This is a genomic window from Pseudomonas sp. GD04058 (assembly GCF_029836855.1).
In the GTDB taxonomy this organism is placed as follows: Bacteria; Pseudomonadota; Gammaproteobacteria; order Pseudomonadales; family Pseudomonadaceae; genus Aquipseudomonas; species Aquipseudomonas bharatica.
In genome coordinates this window covers 38,100-58,592 of the sequence record NZ_JAOECN010000018.1, presented here as the reverse complement: position 1 = coordinate 58,592, position 20,493 = coordinate 38,100, and the positions used below count along the sequence as shown (strand labels likewise).

Sequence of the window (20,493 nt, the reverse complement as noted above, 5' to 3'; positions counted from 1 at the left end):
AAACAGGGGGCGTCAGAAGCTGACGCCGAGGCTGACGGCGAGGAAATCGCGGTCGGTATTGGTGTTGAAGTCGCCGCCGAAGTAGTCGGTGTAACTGACGCTCAGGTTGTAGCGGGTCAGGTACTCGGCATCGAGGCCGACGCTGACCGACTTGTCGCCTTCGTTGAAGGTCGGGCCGAAGCCCTCGACGTCATGGGCGAAGGACAGGTTCGGGCGCAGCACCACGCCACCGATCAGGTCGGCATATTCCAGACCGGCGCGCAGGCGGTAGCCCCAGGAGTTGGCGGTGTAGAAGCCCTTGCTGGTGCATTGGTCGGGGTTGACCGGGTTGGCCGTGCGCGTGCACAGGGCATTGCCGGAGATCCCGCCGAGCAGCGGCGCCGTGCCGGCATTGGCCAGTTGGCCATTGCCGTAGACGCTGCTGCGGCCGAAACGCAGGTCGGAACCATCGGTGGGGCCAAGATCGGCGATATGGCTGTAGCCGATCTCGCCGACCAGGGTCAGGCGGTCGGCGCCGATGAAGGTCAACTGGTCAATGGTGCGGGTGAAGGTCACCTGGGCCTGGGTGAACGGCTTGCGCACGTAGCCGTTGATCTGCGAACCATAGGCGGAACTGGCGAAGCCGCTGTCGAAGATCGGCAGGCCGGCGTTGACCAGCGGGCTGGTGGCGGCTGCACCGAGGGTCGCGGCCGCCGATACGTCGCTGGCGTTGAGCGACATCGGCATGTTCGGCCGGTAGCTGATTTCCCCGGCCACCGCCGTGGCGCCCAGCGTGGTACTGAAGCTCAGGCCGTAAAGGCGGATGTCTTCCGGGTATTCCAGGTAATAGCGCGCAGTGCTGGCACCGCCGCGCCCGGCCAGGCCGCCTACCGGATCGACCAGCGCACCGCGCCCGACCGTCCAGGTGCTGGTCGGGGTGCGGCTGTGGTAGTTCATGGCATAGAAGCCGAACTCGGTGTCGTTCAGCTCCGGCACCATCCAGCGCAGGGCCACGCCGAACTGACCACCATCGCGCGCATCCTTGTCGGACAGGCGCGGCACGTAGCCGTAGCCGCCGAGCACGCCCGTACCGTCGATATCGCGATCGAAGTCGCTGCCATTGATCGCCATGTTGATATCGCAACCCTTGGCCGCCACATCGCTGCTGAAGAAAGTGCCGCAGTTGTCGGCAACGCTCTTCTCCCACTTCAACTGATAGAAGGCCTCGATCGACAGGCCATCGGTCAGGCCCTGGTTGAAATACAGCATGCTCACCGGGATCAGCGCTTCCTTGACCTCGGAGCCCGGGCGGCGCAGGGCCGAGACGTCCACCGGGTTGATGCTGTTGATGCCGTTCTGGATGAACGTGCTTTCGCCCCAGCTCACCACCTGGCGGCCGGCCCGGGCCGTGCCGGGCAGGTCGCCGATGCTGTAGTTGTGGTAGACGAAGGCGTCCAGCAACTGCACGCCCGAGGACCTGGCAGCGTTGTCGGTGTGGCTATCGTCGATATCGTACAGCGGGCGGTGTTCGTCCTTGAGCTCGAAGTCGTACCAGTACTTGCCGCGCAGGAACACGCCGCTGTCGCCGTACTTGAGCTCCAGGTCGTGGATGCCCTTGAAGATCTTCGAGAAGGTTTCGCCCTTCTTGAAATTCAGCCGGCCGTCGTCCGAGGTCTGGGTGGAAGCGCTGCCGCCGTTGCGGCTGCCGATGAAGGCGCGGTCTGGATTGGCCATGGCCCAACTGGCGCCGATGGACAGGGTCGAATCGAAACGACCCTCGATTTCCCCAATGTTGAACGTGGCGGCCTGGGCGCTTGCGGCGCCGAGTGCCAGGCTGACGGCCAAGGGCACTGCACGGGGCCGGATGCCGGCGATGGTGTCTGTTGTTCTTTTCATGGTGCTCTGCGCCTTGAACTGCTGTTCATGTGAAAGCCATCCTCCGGACGCCGCACTGCCTGGCGCCGGGCGGGATGCATGGTAAGCAGCGAGTCACACCCGCGACCTCTGAAAAAAAGTGATGCCCATAGCCAAATGCGCGGGTGATCCGGCACCGATAACCGCAGGCTATGGGGATGCAGAGGATTCAGTACGGAGCAGCGCAGGGCCTGGCCTAGAGTCGGCAGGTTCGTTCCCCATCGAGATTTCTCCATGAAGATTGCCCTGACCGGCGACAGCATCCTGCAGCGCCGCCTGCACAGCCATGCCGACCAGACCCTGAGCCCGCTGTTCGACCTGATCCGCGCGGCCGACGTCAGCTTCACCAACCTGGAAGTGCTGCCCAACGACTTCGCCGGCGACCCGGCGCTGGAAAGCGGCGGTTCGCATTTCGGTGCGCCGGCCTGGGTCCTGGACGAGTTGGTCGAGGGCGGCTTCGACCTGTTTTCCACCGCCAACAACCACAGCCTCGACTACGGCATCAGCGGGCTGCACGCGGCCCACGAGCAGTTGCACAAGCGCGAGTTGCTGTTCGCCGGGACCGGGCGCAACCTCGAAGAGGCGCGACGCCCGGTGTACTGCACCAGGCCAGCCGGCACCGTGGCCTTGCTGGCGTGCAGTTCCACCTACGGCAAGGGGCAGGAAGCCAGCGACCAGAGCCGCGACATGCCCGGGCGACCTGGCCTCAATCCGCTGGGCTACGACACCCTGCACGAAGTGAGCAACGAGCAGATGGAGCAGGTGCGCCGGCTGGTCGCCGACCTGGGCCTGGACAAGCTCTACCAGGGCGCGGTGGACCTGGGTTTTGCCCATCCCCTGCCGGATCCGTCGCTGCAGGTCTTCGGCCCGTTCACCCCGCTGCTGTTCCGCGAAGGCGCACGCACCCGCCTGCGTACCCTAGCGCGGAAAAAGGATGTGGACGGCATCCTGCGCTGGGTCGAGGAAGCGCGGCTGACCTCGGATATCGTCATGGTCAGCCTGCACGCCCATGAGCTGGGCTACAACGAACAAGGCGAATGGGACCTGGAAACCCCGGCGGAATTCATCCAGCCGGTGGCGCGCCGGCTGATCGATGCCGGCGTGGACATCGTGGTCGGGCACGGCCCGCATCTGCTGCGGGGCATGGAGCTGTACCAGGGCAAGCCGATCTTCTACAGCCTGGGCAATTTCATCGGCCAGAACGAGCTGGTGGAACGCCTGCCGGTGGACAGCTACGACCAGTTCCGGGTCGACCGCCAGCAGACGCCGTCGAAAGTTTTCCTGCAGCGCACGCGGAATGACAGCCGGAGTTTTCCGTCGGATGCGCGGTTCTGGGAGACGGTGGTACCAGTGTGTACCTTCGACGGGCGGACGCTGACCGGGATCGAGTTGCATCCGGTGAGCCTGGGGCTCGGCGAGGCGATCCACCGCCGGGGGCGGCCGCGGCTGGCGCAGGGGGAGCAGGCGCGGGGGATCCTGGAGCGGTTTGCGGCGCTGTCCCGTGGCTATGAAACCCGATTGGAGATTCAGGGAGACATAGCCCGCGTACTGCTGTGAAAGATGTTCTGGATTCATCGGCCCTATCGCTGGCAAGCCAGCTCCCACAGGGTCTGTGGGAGCTGGCTTGCCAGCGATAGGGCCAGCAGCAACAACAAAAAAGAAAGGGCCTGAACCGGCCCTTTCTTCACATCAGCTATACACCCGCCCCAACAACTGCCGGTGACTCTCGAACTGATCCAGCACATCCCGGGTGATCTGGTCCGGGGTGAAGCCCATCAGGTCGTATTCCTGGCTGCCGTTGTGCAGGTAGACCTCGGCGCGATAGAAGCGCTGGCGCACTTCGCTTTCACCTTCCACCGGCGCCTCGCTCGGCGCGGCCAGGTAGCCGTCCAGGCTGACTTCATAGACGAACGGATTGCCTTCTTCCATCTCGATGCGCAGGCCCATGGCCGAGCGCGATTGACCGAGGCGGGTCTGCACGTCCAGGCCCATGGCCTTGAGCTGCTCGGCGGCTTCCCTGAGCGCCGGGCTGACCTGCTTGTCCATGAAGCGCTGGACGATCGACTGGGTCGGTTGCAGGTCCAGCTGGCTCAGGCGCTCGCTGAAACCACGCCGGCCGCGGGCGGCCAGCTCGGCCTGCTCCTGCTCGATCTGGCTGTCCTGCTTCATCGCCTTGTACAGGCCGACCATGAACACCACCAGCACCACCGAGAACGGCAGACCGGCCAGCACCACCATGGTCTGCATGGCTTCGAAGTTGCCGGCAAAGAGCAGACCGACGGTGACCACCGTGATGATCACGGACCAAAGGATGCGCAGCCAGTGCGGCGCGTCTTCATCGACGCTGCCGCCCTTGCACGAGAGGTTGGCCATCATCACCGCGCCGGAGTCGGCCGGGGTAAGGAACAGCACGAAGCCGACGAAGACCGCCACGCCCACGACGATCTTCGCCGCCGGGAAGTGCTCCAGCAGTTGGTAGATCGACATCGACGGCTGTTCCAGTGCCGTGCGGCCGAGCTCCACGGCCCCCTGGTTGATCACCAGGTCCAGCGCGGTGTTGCCGAAGATCGACAGCCAGGCCAGGGTGAAGCCCAGCGGAATCAGGAGCACGCCGGCGACCAGCTCGCTGACGGTGCGGCCGCGGGAAATCCGCGCAATGAACATGCCGACGAACGGGCCCCAGGAAATCCACCAGGCCCAATAGAACACGGTCCACAGGCCCAGCCAGCGCTCGGACTTGGCGCCGTCGCCTTCGTAGACATAGAGGTCGAAGGTCTTGAGGACCACGCCATTGAGGTAGTCACCGATGTTCTGCACGAAGCCGTTGAGCAGGTGCAGGGTCGGGCCGTTGAGCAGAACGAACAGCAGCAGGCCGCTGAACAGGATGATGTTCAGGTTGGACAGGCGGCGAATGCCGTTTTCCACCCCGGATACCGCGGCGATGGTGGCAACGGTGCTCATCACCAGGATCACGATCAGCAGGTTGGTGTTGTTGTGCTCCATGCCGAACAGGTATTCCAGCCCGGAAGACACCTGCATCGAACCGATGCCGAGGTTGGTCACCAGGCCCAGCAGGGTCACGAACATGCCGAAGATGTCCACCGTGTGGCCGGCGGCACCCTTGACCCAGCGCTCGCCCAGCAGCGGGTAAAGCGCCGAGCGCAGGGCCAGCGGCTGGTTGTGGCGGTAGGCGAAGTAAGCTACGGCCAGGCCGACCAGGGCATAGATCGCCCAGCCATGCAGGCCCCAGTGCAGGAAGGTCAGCTGCAGGCCTTCGCGGGCCGATTGCAGGCTGGCCGGCGCGCCTTCGGGCGGATTGAAGTAATGGTCCAGCGGTTCGGAGGCGCCGAAGTACAGCAGCGAGATACCGATGCCCGAGGAAAACAGCATGCCGGCCCAGGCGCCATAGCTGAAGTCCGGCTTGTCGTCCTTGCCGCCGAGCTTGAGCTTGCCGTAGCGGGAAAAGGCGATGGCGATGACGAACAGCAGGTAACCACCGATCACCAGCATGTAGTACCAGCCAAAGCTGCGCGACAACCAGGCCTGGGCCTGGCCGAGCACACGGCCGGCGGTTTCAGGGGCAGCGATAAGCAAGGCGGTCAAGCAAAGGATCAGCAGCGTCGAGGTGAAAAACACCACGCTGTTGACCCGGACCCTCTCGGCGGGGGTCTTGATCAGGGAGGCAGAACTCATTGCACGGATGCTCCAAGGCGGTGCGTAGGAAAAAGGGACAACGACCCGTCACCCGGGCAATTGGTGCAATAGCCCCATCGCCGCAGGTGTTATAAAAGCACCTTGAAAAACCGTGATCCCAATACGAATGCGCTGGAAACCCGCTGCAAAACCCCGGCTCGAGGGTTGTGCCTCCTGGCTTGCTCGGCCTGGGGCACAGCGGTCCAACGGTGCGTCTGTGCGCGTGAAACACCTTGTTTTGCGGGGGTACACGTCTTTTCGGGGGTGCCAATTCGCGACTTCTGACCGGCCCTAAACCCTGTCAATGTTACGAATTGTCGCAGAGCTTATTCTTTGTTGATTGAACGTTCAATCAAAACAAAATAGACTGGCCTTCGCCGAGTCAGCCGCCTGTCGTCTGCTCGCAGGCCTGAGGAGATTTGCCAGATGCCCAAGGTCGGTATGCAACCCATTCGCCGCCAGCAGTTGATCGATGCCACGTTGACGGCTATCGACCAGGCCGGCATGGGTGATGCCAGCATTGCGCTGATCGCCCGTTTGGCCGGTGTGTCGAATGGCATCATCAGTCACTACTTTCGGGACAAGAACGGCCTGATCGCAGCGACCATGCAGCACTTGATGACGGTATTGAGCGAGGGCGTCGCCGCCCGTCGCCAGGCACTTACGGACAACAGCCCGCGCGCCCACCTGCAGGTGATCATCGAAGGCAACTTCGACGCCAGCCAGGTCAACGGCCCGGCAATGAAAACCTGGCTGGCCTTCTGGGCCACCAGCATGCACCAGCCGTCCTTGCACAGGTTGCAGCGGATCAACGATCACCGCCTGTATTCCAACCTGTGCTGCCAGTTCCGCCGGGTTCTGCCGCTGCCCGAAGCACGCAGCGCGGCCCGCGGCCTGGCAGCCTTGATCGACGGTTTGTGGCTGCGCGGGGCGCTGTCGGGAGACAGCTTCGATACCCACCAGGCGCAGCAGATCGCTTACGAATACATGGATCTACAACTGGCGAAACAGACGAGCCCGGACACCCAGAACCAGGCCTCTGAAACCCCGCGCACAGCGCCCCGCACGAAATCGGGAGCTATCGCCGGCTAGCCAAATCACATTGCACTTGCGAGGACACTATGGCCCGTTTCGAAACGCAAAAACTCTACATTGACGGTGGTTATGTCGACGCTGGCAGCGATGCCACCTTCGAAGCCATCAACCCGGCCAACGGCGAAGTCCTCGCCCACGTGCAACGCGCCACCCAGGCCGACGTCGAGCGCGCCGTGGAAAGCGCCGAGCGCGGCCAGAAAGTCTGGGCCGCGATGACCGCCATGCAGCGTTCGCGCATCCTGCGTCGCGCCGTCGACATCCTGCGCGAGCGCAACGACGAACTGGCCGCCCTGGAAACCCTGGACACCGGCAAGTCCTACTCGGAAACCCGCTACGTCGACATCGTCACCGGCGCCGATGTGCTGGAGTACTACGCTGGCCTGATCCCGGCCATCGAAGGCGAGCAGATCCCGCTGCGCGACTCCTCGTTCGTCTACACCCGCCGCGAGCCGCTGGGCGTCACCGTCGGTATCGGCGCGTGGAACTACCCGATCCAGATCGCCCTGTGGAAATCCGCCCCGGCCCTGGCCGCCGGCAACGCGATGATCTTCAAGCCGAGCGAAGTCACCTCGCTGACCACCCTGAAACTGGCCGAGATCTACACCGAAGCCGGCCTGCCGGACGGCGTATTCAACGTCCTGACCGGCAGCGGCCGCGAAGTCGGCACCTGGCTGACCGAGCACCCGCGCATCGAGAAGGTTTCCTTCACCGGCGGCACCACCACCGGCAAGAAAGTCATGGCCAGCGCCTCCAGCTCGTCACTGAAGGAAGTGACCATGGAACTGGGCGGCAAGTCGCCGCTGATCATCTGCGACGACGCCGACCTCGATCGCGCCGCCGACATCGCGATGATGGCCAACTTCTACAGCTCCGGTCAGGTCTGCACCAACGGCACCCGCGTATTCGTTCCAGCATCGATGAAGGCCGCTTTCGAAGCGAAGATCGTCGAACGCGTCGCGCGCATCCGCGTTGGCAACCCGGAAGACGAAAACACCAACTTCGGCCCGCTGGTCAGCTTCCCGCACATGGAAAGCGTCCTGTCGTACATCGCCAAGGGCAAGGAAGAAGGTGCCCGCGTCCTGTGCGGCGGCGAGCGCCTGACCGAGGGTGAATTCGCCAAGGGCGCCTTCGTTGCGCCGACCGTATTCACCGACTGCCGCGACGACATGACCATCGTCAAGGAAGAGATCTTCGGCCCGGTGATGAGCATCCTCAGCTACGAAACCGAAGAAGAAGTCATCCGCCGCGCCAACGACACCGAATACGGCCTGGCCGCCGGCGTCTGCACCAACGACATCAGCCGCGCGCACCGCATCATCCACCAGCTGGAAGCCGGTATCTGCTGGATCAACGCCTGGGGCGAATCGCCGGCGGAAATGCCGGTCGGTGGCTACAAGCAATCCGGTGTCGGTCGTGAAAACGGTGTCAGCTCGCTGGCCCAGTACACCCGCATCAAGTCGGTCCAGGTCGAGCTGGGCAACTACAACTCGGTCTTCTAAGCCGAGCTTCGTAGCCGCGCCCGGTCCCTGCCGACCGGGCGCCTCCCCGCTTTCCCACCCGCTTGCTCAAGAGGGAACAGAACATGTCCGCCCATATTTTCGACTACATCATCGTCGGTGCCGGCTCGGCCGGTAACACCCTGGCCGCGCGCCTGACCGAAGACCCGGGCGTTACCGTCCTGCTGCTGGAAGCCGGCGGCCCGGACTACCGCGCCGACTTCCGTACGCAGATGCCCGCCGCCCTGGCCTTCCCGCTGCAGGGCCGCCGCTACAACTGGGCCTACGAGACCGATCCGGAGCCGCACATGAACGGCCGCCGCATGGAATGCGGTCGCGGCAAGGGCCTCGGTGGCTCCTCGCTGATCAACGGCATGTGCTACATCCGTGGCAATGCCATGGACTTCGATGGCTGGGCAAAACTGCCAGGCCTGGAAGACTGGACCTATCTCGACTGCCTGCCCTACTTCCGCAAGGCGGAAACCCGTGACATCGGCCCCAACGACTACCACGGCGGCGACGGTCCGGTCAGCGTGGCAACGCCTAAAGCCGGCAACAACCCGCTGTTCCACGCCATGGTCGAAGCCGGCGTGCAGGCTGGCTATCCGCGTACCGAAGACCTCAACGGCTATCAACAGGAAGGCTTCGGTCCGATGGACCGCAGCGTCACCAAGAACGGCCGCCGTTCCAGCACTGCCCGCGGCTACCTGGATCCTGCCAAGAAGCGCCCGACCCTGACCATCGTCACCCACGCCCTGACCGACCGCGTGCTGTTCGAAGGCAAGCGCGCCGTGGGCGTGACCTACCTGGTCGGCTCCAGCGAAGAACGCGTGGAAGCCCGCGCGCGCAAGGAAGTCATCGTCTGCAGCGGCGCCATCGCGTCGCCGCAACTGCTGCAACGTTCCGGTGTCGGCCCGCGCGAACTGCTGGAGAGCCTGGACATCCCGGTAGTGCACGAACTGCCGGGCGTCGGCGAAAACCTCCAGGACCACCTGGAGCTGTATCTGCAATACGCCTGCACCCAGCCGGTGTCGCTGTACCCGTCGCTGCTGTGGTGGAACCAGCCGGCCATCGGTGCCGAATGGCTGTTCAACGGCACCGGTATCGGCGCCAGCAACCAGTTCGAGGCTGGCGGTTTCATCCGTACCCGTCCGGAATTCGAATGGCCGAACATCCAGTACCACTTCCTGCCGGTCGCGATTAACTACAACGGCTCCAATGGCGTGAAGGAGCATGGCTTCCAGGCGCACATGGGCTCGATGCGTTCGCCGAGCCGCGGCCGCATCAAGCTGAAATCCCGCGACCCGCGCCAGCACCCGAGCATCCTGTTCAACTACATGGCTACCGAGCAGGACTGGCAGGAGTTCCGCGACGGCATCCGCCTGACCCGTGAAATCATGGCCCAGCCGGCGCTGGACGCCTACCGCGGCCGCGAGATCAGCCCGGGCGAGCACGTGCAGACGGACGAAGAGCTGGACAAGTTCATCCGCGAGCACGCCGAAACCGCGTTCCACCCGTCCTGCTCGTGCAAGATGGGCGAGGACGACATGGCGGTGGTCGATGGCCAGGGCCGGGTGCACGGGATGGAAGGCCTGCGGGTGGTCGATGCGTCGATCATGCCGATCATCATCACCGGCAACCTCAACGCGACCACGATCATGATCGCCGAGAAAATCGCCGACAAGATCCGCAATCGCCAGCCGCTGCCGCGCAGTACCGCCAAGTACTATGTGGCGAACGGCGCGCCGGTCAAAGGCAAGGCCTTGCGCGAAGTGTGATGGTGGCTGCACTGGCCTCATCGCTGGCAAGCCAGCTCCCACAGGGTCCGCGATACCTGTGGGAGCTGGCTTGCCAGCGATAGGGCCAGCACAGGCAACACATAGAAAGGCACCTGACCCAGGTGCCTTTTGTACATCTGCGGAAACGCTTTACAGCCCGCCAATTCATCAGGTTAGAATCGGTTGGCACGCGACCTGCTTATCAAGCCAGGTCCTCTTTTTCCCGCGATGTCCCCCGGAGTACTGCCTTTGGATGCGAGCACCATCAACAGCCTGTTCCTTATCGGCGCATTGCTGGTGGGTGCAAGTATTCTGGTCAGCTCCCTGTCCTCACGCCTGGGCATCCCGATCCTCGTCATCATCCTTGCGGTCGGCATGGTCGCCGGCGTCGATGGCGGCGGCATCATCTTCAACAACTATCCGGTCGCCTACCTGGTCGGCAACCTCGCCCTCGCCGTGATCCTGCTCGACGGCGGCCTGCGCACGCGGGTCGCGAGTTTCCGCGTGGCGCTGTGGCCGGCGCTGTCGCTGGCGACGGTGGGCGTGCTCATAACCACGGGCCTGACCGGCATGGCCGCCGCCTGGCTGTTCGACCTGAACCTGATGCAGGGCCTGCTGATCGGCGCCATCGTCGGTTCCACCGACGCCGCCGCAGTGTTCTCTCTGCTCGGCGGCAAGGGCCTGAACGAGCGGGTCACCGCCAGCCTGGAAATCGAATCCGGCAGCAACGACCCGATGGCGGTGTTCCTCACCGTGACCCTGATCGACATGATCGCCAGCGGCCAGACCGGCCTGCACTGGAGCCTGCTGTGGCACCTGGTGCGCGAGTTCGGCATCGGCGGCGTGCTCGGCCTAGGCGGCGGCTGGCTGATGCTGCAACTGGTCAACCGCATGAACCTGGCCGGGGGGCTCTATCCAATCCTGGTGATCGCCGGTGGCCTGGTGGTCTTCGCCCTGACCAACGCCCTGCACGGCAGCGGCTTCCTCGCCGTGTACCTGTTCGGCCTGGTGTTGGGCAACCGCCCGATCCGCAGCCGCCACGGCATCCTGCACATGCTCGACGGCATGGCCTGGCTGGCGCAGATCGGCATGTTCCTGGTCCTCGGCCTGCTGGTCACCCCGCACGACCTGCTACCGATCGCCCTGCCGGCCCTGGCCCTGGCGCTGTGGATGATCCTGATCGCCCGGCCGCTGTCGGTGGTCGCCGGCCTGCTGCCGTTCAAGGCCTTTCATGGCCGGGAAAAGGCGTTTATTTCCTGGGTCGGCCTGCGCGGGGCGGTACCGATCATTCTCGCCGTGTTCCCGCTGATGGCCGGCCTGCCCCAGGCCCAGCTGTACTTCAATTTGGCGTTCTTCATCGTGCTGGTCTCGCTGCTGGTGCAGGGCACCAGCCTGCCGTGGGTCGCGCGCCTGCTTAAAGTGACCGTGCCACCGGATCCGGCGCCGATCTCCCGTTCCGCCCTGGAAGTCCACGTCACCAGCGAGTGGGAGCTGTTCGTCTACCGCCTCGGCGCGGAGAAGTGGTGCATCGGTGCCGCCCTGCGCGAGCTGAAGATGCCGGAAGGCACCCGGATCGCCGCGCTGTTCCGCGGCCAGCAACTGCTCCATCCGTCGGGTAGTACGGTGCTGGAAGTCGGCGACCTGCTCTGCGTGATCGGCCACGAACACGACCTGCCGGCCCTCGGCAAGCTGTTCAGCCAGGCGCCGCAACGCGGCCTGGACCTGCGTTTCTTCGGCGACTTCGTGCTCGAAGGCGACGCAGAACTGGGGGCCGTGGCCGCATTGTACGGCCTGCAGCTCGACGGCCAGGACCCGCATATGCCGCTGGCACGCTTCATCCAGCAGAAGGTTGGCGGTGCGCCGGTGATCGGTGACCAGATCGAGTGGAACAACACCACCTGGACCGTCGCCCTCATGGACGGGAACAAGATCCAGAAAGTGGGGATCAAATTCCCCGAAGGAAGCCGCCCCGGCCCGGGTCTGTTCCTCTAAACTCCAATTTCCAGTCCGGCTGTACGAATTTTCTGCCTATGTCACTGCGCACTGTTATTGGCGCGGCCCTTCTCGGGCTGTGCCTGTCGTTCACCTCCGCCTTTGCCGCGGAGCCACCCAGCACCGAGAGCGTCCAGCAAAGCCTGGACAAGATCGCCGACCGCAAGCTGCCGGAAGCCGATCAGAAAGCGCTGCAACAGGTGCTGGAGCAGACCCTCGCCTTCCTCGCCAGCCGCGACGACTACAGCAAGCGCCTGGCCGCGCTCAAGCAACAGCTCGCCGATGCGCCCAGGCTGACCACCGAAAGCCAGCGCGAGCTGGCCCGCCTGTCGGCCACCAAGCCGGTGCCGGTAGCCCAGCGCTATGCCAACCAGACGGTGCCGCAACTTGAGCAACTGCTCTCCGAGCGCACCACCGAGCAGGGCGAGCTGCAGAAATCCCTGTCCGAAGCCAATAGCCTGATCATCAACTCCCAGACCCGGCCCGAGCGCGCCCAGTCCGAGATCAGCCTCAACCAGACCCGCAGCCAGCAGATCAACAGCACCCTCAAGCAGGGCAAGGACGGCGGCAAGAACCTGTCCGCCGACCAGCGCAACCAGCTCAACGCCGAACTGGCCTCGCTCAACGCCCTGACCCTGCTGCGCCGCCAGGAACTGGCCGGCAACAGCCTGCTGCAAGACCTCGGCAACGCCCAGCATGACCTGCTGATGGAGCGCGCCGCGCGCCTGGAGCAGGAAATCCAGGACCTGCAGACCCTCATCAATGAAAAGCGCCTGGCCCAGTCGCAGAAGACGGTCACCGAACAGTCCCTCGAAGCGCAAAAGGCCGGCGGCAGCACCCTGCTCGCCACGGAAAGCGCGACCAACCTCAAGCTTTCCGACTACCTGCTGCGCAGCACCGACCGCCTCAACGAAGTCACCCAGCAGAACCTCAAGGCCAAGCAGCAACTGGACAGCCTGACCCAGGCCGACCAGGCACTGGACGAGCAGATCAACGTGCTCAAGGGCAGCCTGCTGCTGTCGAAGATCCTCTACAAGCAGAAACAGGCGCTGCCGCACCTCAAGCTCGACCGCGACCTGGCCGACCAGATCGCCGACATCCGCCTGTACCAGTTCGAGGTCAACCAGCAGCGCGAGCAGATCAGCAGCCCGAGCCAGTACGTCGACAAGCTTCTGGAAAACCAGACCGCCGACCAGGTCACCCCGGAATTGCGCAAGGCTTTGCTGGAAGTGGCGATCACCCGGGTCGACCTGCTGGAGCGCCTGAACCGCGAGCTGAGCGCGGTGCTCAACGAATCCATCACCCTGCAACTGAACCAGAAGCAGTTGGTCAGCACTGCCTTGAACCTGCGCGCCACCCTCGACGAACAGATGTTCTGGATCCCCAGCAACAAACCGCTGGACGTCGAATGGCTGCGTACCCTGCCCGAGCGCTTCCAGAAGCAGGTCACCAGCCTGCCCTGGGGCTCGGGCATCGCCGAACTGGCCGACGGCCTGCTGGAGCGGCCGTTGCTGTTCCTGCCGCTGCTGCTGATGATCGGTGGCCTGCTGTGGCGCCGTAACTACCTCTACGAACAACTGCGCAAGGTCCATGGCGATGTCGGCCACTTCAAGCGCGACAGCCAGTGGCACACGCCCCAGGCGATCCTGATCAACATCCTCCTGGCCCTGCCGCTGGCCCTGCTCCTGGCCCTGTGCAGCTACGCCCTGCAGATCGATGCGCGGGGCCAGAACGCCAATCTCGGCGCTGCCCTGTGGGAAATCGCCCAGGCCTGGCTGGTGTTCTACACCGCGTACCGGGTCCTGGCCCCGGGCGGGGTGGCCGAGCTGCATTTCCGTTGGCAGAAGCCCCAGGTCGAATTCCTCCGGCGCTGGATTCGTCGCCTGGGCGCGGTGGTGCTGGCACTGGTCGGCGTGGTCGCGGTGGCCGAACACCAGCCATCGGCCCTGGCCGACGACGTGCTCGGCATCGGCGTGGTGCTGACCTGCTACGCCCTGATGGCCTGGCTGCTCAGCCGCCTGCTGCTGAGCAGCCCGACCCATCGCAACACCTCGCTGTTCCGCAAGGCCGTGGGCGTGGCCTTCACCGCCCTGCCCATCGCCCTGTTCGTCGCCGTGTGCTTCGGCTACTACTACACCGCGCTGAAACTCACCGATCGGCTGATCGACACCCTCTATTTGCTGATGTTCTGGCTGGTGATCGAGGCCACCTTCGTTCGCGGCCTGTCCGTGGCGGCGCGGCGCCTGGCCTACCAGCGCGCCCTGGCCAAGCGCCAGGCGGCCAAGGAAGGGCTGGACGGCGAAGTGCCGGTGGAAGAGCCGACCCTGGACATCGAGCAGGTCAACCAGCAGTCCCTGCGCCTGATCCGCCTGGCCTTGCTCGGTGGCTTCCTGGTCGCCCTGTACTGGGTCTGGTCCGACCTGATCAGCGTGTTCTCCTACCTCAACAACTTCACCCTGTACGAATACACGAGCGGCACCGGTGCCACCGCGAGCATGGTGCCGATCAGCCTCGGCGACCTGCTCGGCGCCCTGGTCATCGTCGGCATCACCCTGGCCCTGGCGCGCAACCTGCCGGGCCTGCTGGAAGTGCTGGTGCTGTCGAAACTGGACCTGGCCCAGGGCAGCGCCTACGCCACCACCACCTTGCTCTCCTATGTAATCGTCGGCGTGGGCTTCGTCTCCACGCTGTCGACGCTCGGGGTCAGTTGGGACAAGTTGCAATGGCTGGTGGCGGCGCTGTCGGTAGGCCTGGGCTTCGGCATGCAGGAAATCTTCGCCAACTTCATCTCCGGGATCATGATCCTGTTCGAGCGCCCGGTACGGATCGGCGACACCATCACCATCGGCAACCTGTCCGGCACGGTGAGCAAGATCCGCATCCGCGCCACCACCATCACCGACTTCGACCGCAAGGACATCATCGTCCCGAACAAGACCTTCATCACCGGCCAGTTGATCAACTGGTCGCTGACCGACACGGTCACCCGGGTAACGCTCAAGCTCGGCATCGACTACGGCTCGGACCTCGACCTGGTACGCGACCTGCTGCTCAAGGGCGCCCGGGAAAACCCGCGGGTGCTCAAGGACCCGGAGCCGATCGTGTACTTCCTGAATTTCGGCGAAAGCTCGCTGGACCACGAACTGCGCATGCACGTGCGCGACCTTGGCGACCGCAACCCGACGCTGGACGAACTGAACCGCTATATCAACCGCGAGTTCAAAGCCCACAACATCAAGATTTCCGTGCGCCAGGTGGAGGTGTTCCTGATGGACACCTCGGGCAACAAGAAGCAGCTGATCCCGATGGAGCAGCCGGTCGAGCAGCCAAAACCCGACGATACGTCCAAGCCGTAAAGGAGTCGCCTCGTGAAAGGCCTCGACGAACTGACCTTCGACAACCGCTTCGCCCGCCTGGGCGATGCGTTTTCCACCCAGGTGCTGCCGGAGCCGATCGACGATCCGCGGCTGGTGGTGGTCAGCGAGGCGGCCATGGCCCTGCTCGACCTCGAGCCCACCGAAGCGCACTCGCCGGTATTCGCCGAGCTGTTTGGCGGGCACAAGCTCTGGTCCGAGGCCGATCCCCGGGCCATGGTGTACTCCGGGCATCAGTTCGGCTCGTACAACCCACGGCTGGGCGACGGCCGCGGCCTGTTGCTGGGCGAAGTGTGCAATGACGCCGGCCAGCACTGGGACCTGCACCTCAAGGGCGCGGGCCAGACGCCCTACTCGCGCATGGGTGATGGCCGCGCGGTGTTGCGCTCGTCGATCCGTGAATTCCTCGCCTCCGAAGCCCTGCACGCCCTGGGCATCCCCAGCAGCCGCGCGCTGTGCGTGATCGGCTCGAACACGCCGGTGTGGCGCGAGACCAAGGAAAGCGCGGCCATGCTCCTGCGCTTGGCACCGAGCCATATCCGTTTCGGCCACTTCGAATACTTCTACTACACCCGCCAGCCGGAACAGCAGCGCCAGCTTGCCGAGCACGTGCTGGACCTGCACTACCCCGAGTGCAAGACGGCGGACGAGCCGTACCTGGCGATGTTCCGCAGCATCGTCGAGCGCAATGCCGAACTGATCGGCAAATGGCAGGCCTATGGGTTCTGCCATGGGGTGATGAACACCGACAACATGTCGATCCTTGGCATCACATTCGACTTCGGGCCGTTTGCCTTCCTCGATGATTTCGACGCCGGGTTCATCTGCAACCACTCCGACGACCAGGGGCGCTACAGCTACAGCAATCAGGTACCCATCGCCCACTGGAACCTCAGCGCCCTGGCCCAGGCGCTGACGCCGTTCATCAGCGTCGAGGCCTTGCAGGAAGCGCTGGGGTTGTTCCTGCCGCTGTATGAAGCCCACTACCTCGACCTGATGCGCCGCCGGCTCGGCCTGACCACGGCGGAAGAAGGCGACAAGGTGCTGATCCAGCGCCTGCTCAGCCTGATGCAGCCGGGCGCGGTGGACTACAGCCTGTTCTTCCGCAAGCTCGGGGATCAGCCGGTGGAACAGGCGCTGGGGGTGGTGCGGAGTGATTTCGTCGATCTGGCGGGCTTCGACAACTGGTCGCAGGACTATCTGGCGCGGGTGCAGCGCGAGCCGGGCAATGCCGACGGGCGGCGGGAGCGAATGCATGCGGTGAACCCGCTGTATGTACTGCGCAACTACCTGGCGCAGCGGGCCATCGAAGCGGCACAGGGTGGCGACTACTCCGAAGTGCGACGCCTGCATGCGGTGCTGGCCCGGCCGTTCGAAGAACAGCCGGGGATGGAAGCCTATGCCGAACGGCCGCCGGAGTGGGGCAAGCACCTGGAGATCAGTTGTTCTTCCTGAGCACGCGGACCCTGTGGGAGCTGGCTTGCCAGCGATGAGGCCAGAAAGAACACCACACAGCCACTGCTGGTGCTCAGTGCGGCTTCAGATCTTTTTTCTGACCTGGCCAATGCAGTGCCCTTCAGGACCCCATCGCTGGCAAGCCAGCTCCCACAAGGTTCAGCGGCGCCGCCGACTGTGAGAGCTGGCTTGCCAGCGATGAGGCCAGAAAGAACACCACACAACCACTGCTGGTGCTCAGTGGGGCTTCAGATCTTTTTTTCTGACCTGGTCAATGCAGCGCCCTTCAGGGCCCCATCGCTGGCAAGCCAGCTCCCACAGGGTTCAGCGGCGCCGCAGACACTGTGGGAGCTGGCTTGCCAGCGATGAGGCCCGCAAGAGCATTGAAAACGCGGGGTCCCACCGCCACATACCCAGCAACACCCGCCCCCGGACCCAATTCCCATGACCAACCCACTGCTGATCCCCTGCCCCCATTGCAACGGCCTCAACCGCATCCCCGCCGACCGCCTGGGCGACACGCCGAAATGCGGGCGTTGCAAGCAACCCGTCCTGCTGGGCAAACCCTTCGAGCTGAAACAGGCCGACTACGCCAGCCAGATCAAGGGCGACCTGCCCCTGCTGATCGATGTCTGGGCCGATTGGTGCGGGCCGTGCAAGTCCTTTGCGCCGGTCTTCGAGCAGGCCGCACGGCAACTGTCCGGACGCTGCCGGCTGGCGAAGCTGGACAGTGAGGCCAACCGCGAATTGGCCGGCCAGTTGAATATCCGCTCGATCCCCAGCCTGATCCTGTTCAACAACGGCCGGGAAGTGGCGCGGCAAAGCGGCGCATTCCCACTCCAGCACCTGCTGGAGTGGCTGCGCACCCAAGGGATCTAGGCGTTTTCTTCCAGCAACGAGTGCAACTCGACGAACTGCTGGGTCAGCTTGTGCCGCGGTTCCAGATGGATCAGCGGCAGGCAGGCCTGGTGTGACTCGCGCATCTTCACCGAGCTGTTGAGGTACACCGGCAGTACCGGCAGCCCCTCTTCCACCAGTTCGTCGAGCATCTGCTGCGGCAGGCTGGCCCGGGGCTGGAACTGGTTGACCACGATGCCCTCGACCTGCAGCTCTTCGTTGTGGTCTTCCTTGAGGTCTTCGATTTCCGAGAGCAGGCCGTACAGCGCCTGGCGCGAGAAGCTGTCGCAATCGAAGGGAATCAACACGCGATCGGCCGCGATCAGCGCCGATACCGCATAGAAATTCAGAGCAGGCGGGGTGTCCAGGTAGATCCGGTCGTAGTCTTCGCTCAATTCATCGAGCAGTTTGCGCAGCTTGTTGATCTTGTGCTTGGCCTCCAGCTTGGGCTGCAGGTCGGCCAGCTCCGCCGTGGCGGTGACCACATGCAGGTTGTCGAACGGCGTCTCGTAGATATCCACCTTGTTCTTCTTGGCGAACGGCCCGGACGACAGGCTCTGCTTAAAGAAGTCGGCGATACCCATGGGGATGTCCTCGCCGGTCAGGCCGGTGAGGTAGTGGGTGGAGTTGCCCTGGGCATCCAGGTCGATCAACAGGGTCCGATAGCCTTCACTGGCACTGACCGCCGCAAGATTGCAAGCGATGCTGGACTTGCCGACGCCGCCTTTCTGATTGAACACCACGCGCCGCATGGAAAGACCTCCGTGTTTCAAAGAATGACCGAGTATGTGTCCGACCTGCAGGATTGACCAGCATTGAACAGCTCAAGATCCGGCAAAGGCGACCGACAACAGGTCCGGGCCGTCTGTCGGGAAAAGGCGGCCCGAGGAAATAAGCGGCGCTATTTGAGGTCTGTTCCAGTCACCTGGTTCCGTAATCAATAGCAATACATTGTTTACGACGGCCCCCTTGCACCGGGATAATGCCCGCCACTCGGCGATTTCGCCCGCAGGCCGTTGCTCCGAGTCCCCCTCGGCATGGAAGTCCCTCAGGGCGAGATACACACCTTGATCACATTCAACATCAGTCAGTGGCGCGCCTGGGCGCCCGGCCTCCAGTCGGCTGCGCATTGGCAGCAATGGAGCCATGGCGAACGCGCGATCGATGCCGGCGAGGCGTCGCCGGACGTCTCGTTCCTGCCCGCCATGCAGCGCCGCCGCCTCAGCCGCCTGGCGCGCATGGCCTTCGCCGTGGGCTGGCCGCTGGCCGAAGGCCTCGCGCCACTGCCCCTGGTGTTCGTCTCACGGCATGGCGAAACCCCGCGCACCCTGGAGATCCTCAGCGACCTCGCGGCCGCCCAGCCCTTGTCGCCAACCCAGTTCAGCCTTTCGGTACACAACGCCGTCATCGGCCTGTGGTCAATCCTGCGTGGTGAAACCGCCGAGATGACGGCCATCGCCGCCGAAGGCGACGGTTTCGAACACGCCGTGGTGGAAGCGGCCGGCCTGCTCCACGATGGCGCCCCGGCGGTGCTGCTGATCGTCGCCGAGGAACACCCGCCTGCTGCCTACAGCCCCTGGATCACCGACGTGCCTTGCGACTATGCCCTCGGCCTGCTGTTGACCCCCGGCGACCAATGGCGCCTGTCCCTGGAGGGCGACAAGGCCGCTCCGGCCAGCGAACCCCATGCCTTGAGCTGGCTGCGCAACCTGCTCGCCAACCGTTCGACCTTTACCCACACCCTGAAGGACCGCACATGGAACTGGCAACGCAAGACCTGAGCCGCTCGCGCCGCGACGCCTGGCTCTGGCGCCTGCTGGCCACCGCCTTGAGCTTCCTGCTGTTCGGCCTCGGCGGCTTGTGCCTGCGCCTGCTGGTCTTTCCCCTGCTGGCCTGCCTGCCCGGCGATCGCCTGCGCCACCGGCAACGGGCAAGGCACACCATCAGCTGGCTGTTCTGGCGCTTCATCCGCTTCATGGCCGCCTGCGGCGTGCTCACCTACGAAGTGCGGGGTGCCGAGCGCCTGGGCCGTCCGGGGCAGATGATCATCGCCAACCATCCGTCGCTGATCGACGTGGTGTTTCTGATCGGTCTGGTCCGCCAGAGCAACTGCGTGGTCAAGCAGAGCCTGTTCGGCAACCCGTTCACCCGCGGCCCGGTGAGTTCGGCGCAGTACATAAGCAACGACGGCAGCATGGACATGCTCGATGCCGCCGTGGCCTCCCTGCAGAGCGGTCAGACCCTGGTGATATTCCCTGAAGGCACCCGCACCGACCCGGGCCAGGCCCCGTCCTTCCACCGCGGCGCAGCGGCCATCGCCCTGCGCGGCGCGCGGGTGATCACCCCGGTGGCCATCACGGTCAACCCGACCACCCTGACCAAGTGCGAGCCCTGGTACCGCATCCCGGACCGCCGCGTGCACTTCACCCTGCGCGTCGGCGCCGACATCGACCCACAGGTCTTCGCCAGCCAGGGCCCGGCCCCGCAGGCCTCGCGCAAACTCAACGACCACTTGCACCAGTACTTCATCAAGGAGCTCGCCGCAGATGAGCAATCCCCAACTCAACCATGACATCAAGGACCTGATCATCGAGGCCCTGGGCCTGGAAGATATCAGCGCGGACGATATCGGCGACGAGCAGACCCTGTTCGGCGAAGGCCTGGGCCTCGACTCGGTGGACGCCCTGGAGCTCGGCCTGGCGATCCAGAAACGCTACGGCATCAAGATCGACGCCGACGCCAAGGACACCCGCTCGCACTTCACCAACGTGGCGACCCTCGCCGCCTTCGTTACCGCCAAACAGGCTGCCTGAGACACGT

Annotated in this window: 14 protein-coding genes; 11 read left to right on the top strand and 3 right to left on the bottom strand. The window is 64.4% G+C overall.

What is annotated here, in order from left to right:
- Positions 1–12: 12 nt before the first annotated feature.
- Positions 13–1,875 carry a DUF1302 domain-containing protein gene (locus N7650_RS16240; protein WP_051032679.1) on the bottom strand — a complete coding sequence of 621 codons (1,863 nt, stop codon included), beginning with the start codon at positions 1,873–1,875 and terminating at the stop codon, positions 13–15.
- 252 nt (positions 1,876–2,127) lie between these two features.
- Here N7650_RS16240 and N7650_RS16235 point away from each other — a divergent pair, with 252 nt between their 5' ends.
- Positions 2,128–3,450, top strand: a complete 1,323-nt coding sequence (locus tag N7650_RS16235; protein ID WP_279899094.1) for a CapA family protein — start codon at positions 2,128–2,130, stop codon at positions 3,448–3,450.
- A gap of 132 nt (positions 3,451–3,582) precedes the next feature.
- Here the strand turns inward: N7650_RS16235 and N7650_RS16230 are convergent, their stop codons facing one another.
- Entirely contained in the window at positions 3,583–5,529 is a 1,947-nt protein-coding gene (locus N7650_RS16230; protein ID WP_279899138.1) for a BCCT family transporter, read from the bottom strand.
- Positions 5,530–6,012: 483 nt separating this feature from the next.
- Here N7650_RS16230 and betI point away from each other — a divergent pair, with 483 nt between their 5' ends.
- From betI to trxC, 7 genes are all read left to right on the top strand, one after another.
- The gene (gene betI, locus N7650_RS16225; protein WP_009396897.1) at positions 6,013–6,678 is read left to right on the top strand and encodes a transcriptional regulator BetI; all 666 of its coding nucleotides are present in this window, start codon (positions 6,013–6,015) and stop codon (positions 6,676–6,678) included.
- Positions 6,679–6,707: 29 nt separating this feature from the next.
- Positions 6,708–8,180, top strand: a complete 1,473-nt coding sequence (gene betB, locus N7650_RS16220) for a betaine-aldehyde dehydrogenase (RefSeq protein WP_064301210.1) — start codon at positions 6,708–6,710, stop codon at positions 8,178–8,180.
- Between the two features lie 83 nt (positions 8,181–8,263).
- Positions 8,264–9,955 carry a choline dehydrogenase gene (gene betA, locus N7650_RS16215; RefSeq protein WP_009396892.1) on the top strand — a complete coding sequence of 564 codons (1,692 nt, stop codon included), beginning with the start codon at positions 8,264–8,266 and terminating at the stop codon, positions 9,953–9,955.
- 249 nt (positions 9,956–10,204) lie between these two features.
- Positions 10,205–11,947 (top strand): potassium/proton antiporter, encoded by a 1,743-nt coding sequence (locus N7650_RS16210; protein WP_279899092.1) that lies wholly within the window; start codon positions 10,205–10,207, stop codon positions 11,945–11,947.
- Positions 11,948–11,985: 38 nt separating this feature from the next.
- On the top strand, positions 11,986–15,303 hold the full coding sequence (gene mscK / locus N7650_RS16205) for a mechanosensitive channel MscK (RefSeq protein WP_009396888.1): 3,318 nt from the start codon (positions 11,986–11,988) through the stop codon (positions 15,301–15,303).
- A gap of 12 nt (positions 15,304–15,315) precedes the next feature.
- Positions 15,316–16,776: a protein adenylyltransferase SelO gene (selO, locus tag N7650_RS16200; protein ID WP_279899090.1), complete on the top strand. Its 1,461-nt coding sequence runs from the start codon at positions 15,316–15,318 to the stop codon at positions 16,774–16,776.
- A 444-nt stretch (positions 16,777–17,220) separates the two neighbouring features.
- Positions 17,221–17,655, top strand: coding sequence for a thioredoxin TrxC (trxC, locus tag N7650_RS16195; protein WP_279899089.1), 435 nt, complete (start codon positions 17,221–17,223; stop codon positions 17,653–17,655).
- On the opposite strand, the gene N7650_RS16190 is transcribed toward trxC, so the two are convergent.
- Entirely contained in the window at positions 17,652–18,425 is a 774-nt protein-coding gene (locus tag N7650_RS16190) for a ParA family protein (protein ID WP_009396882.1), read from the bottom strand. The genes trxC and N7650_RS16190 overlap by 4 nt on opposite strands.
- A gap of 315 nt (positions 18,426–18,740) precedes the next feature.
- On the opposite strand from N7650_RS16190, the gene N7650_RS16185 reads away from it, so the two are divergent.
- From N7650_RS16185 to N7650_RS16175, 3 genes are read left to right on the top strand one after another with little or no spacing between them, the layout of a single operon-like run.
- Entirely contained in the window at positions 18,741–19,454 is a 714-nt protein-coding gene (locus N7650_RS16185; RefSeq protein WP_279899088.1) for a beta-ketoacyl synthase chain length factor, read from the top strand.
- Complete coding sequence (locus N7650_RS16180; RefSeq protein WP_279899087.1) at positions 19,430–20,245, top strand: lysophospholipid acyltransferase family protein; 816 nt, start codon at positions 19,430–19,432, stop codon at positions 20,243–20,245. Before N7650_RS16185 ends, N7650_RS16180 begins: the two co-directional genes overlap by 25 nt.
- Positions 20,220–20,486 (top strand): phosphopantetheine-binding protein, encoded by a 267-nt coding sequence (locus tag N7650_RS16175; protein WP_009396876.1) that lies wholly within the window; start codon positions 20,220–20,222, stop codon positions 20,484–20,486. Before N7650_RS16180 ends, N7650_RS16175 begins: the two co-directional genes overlap by 26 nt.
- Positions 20,487–20,493 lie beyond the last annotated feature (7 nt).

What these genes read in the sequence shown, in the direction of transcription:
- N7650_RS16235 (WP_279899094.1), top strand. Translation starts at nt 2,128, where the DNA reads ATGAAGATTGCCCTGACCGGCGACAGCATCCTGCAGCGCCGCCTGCAC.
- betI (WP_009396897.1), top strand. Translation starts at nt 6,013, where the DNA reads ATGCCCAAGGTCGGTATGCAACCCATTCGCCGCCAGCAGTTGATCGAT.
- N7650_RS16175 (WP_009396876.1), top strand. Translation starts at nt 20,220, where the DNA reads ATGAGCAATCCCCAACTCAACCATGACATCAAGGACCTGATCATCGAG.
- N7650_RS16240 (WP_051032679.1), bottom strand. Translation starts at nt 1,875, where the DNA reads ATGAAAAGAACAACAGACACCATCGCCGGCATCCGGCCCCGTGCAGTG.
- N7650_RS16180 (WP_279899087.1), top strand. Translation starts at nt 19,430, where the DNA reads ATGGAACTGGCAACGCAAGACCTGAGCCGCTCGCGCCGCGACGCCTGG.
- betA (WP_009396892.1), top strand. Translation starts at nt 8,264, where the DNA reads ATGTCCGCCCATATTTTCGACTACATCATCGTCGGTGCCGGCTCGGCC.
- trxC (WP_279899089.1), top strand. Translation starts at nt 17,221, where the DNA reads ATGACCAACCCACTGCTGATCCCCTGCCCCCATTGCAACGGCCTCAAC.
- N7650_RS16190 (WP_009396882.1), bottom strand. Translation starts at nt 18,425, where the DNA reads ATGCGGCGCGTGGTGTTCAATCAGAAAGGCGGCGTCGGCAAGTCCAGC.
- mscK (WP_009396888.1), top strand. Translation starts at nt 11,986, where the DNA reads ATGTCACTGCGCACTGTTATTGGCGCGGCCCTTCTCGGGCTGTGCCTG.
- betB (WP_064301210.1), top strand. Translation starts at nt 6,708, where the DNA reads ATGGCCCGTTTCGAAACGCAAAAACTCTACATTGACGGTGGTTATGTC.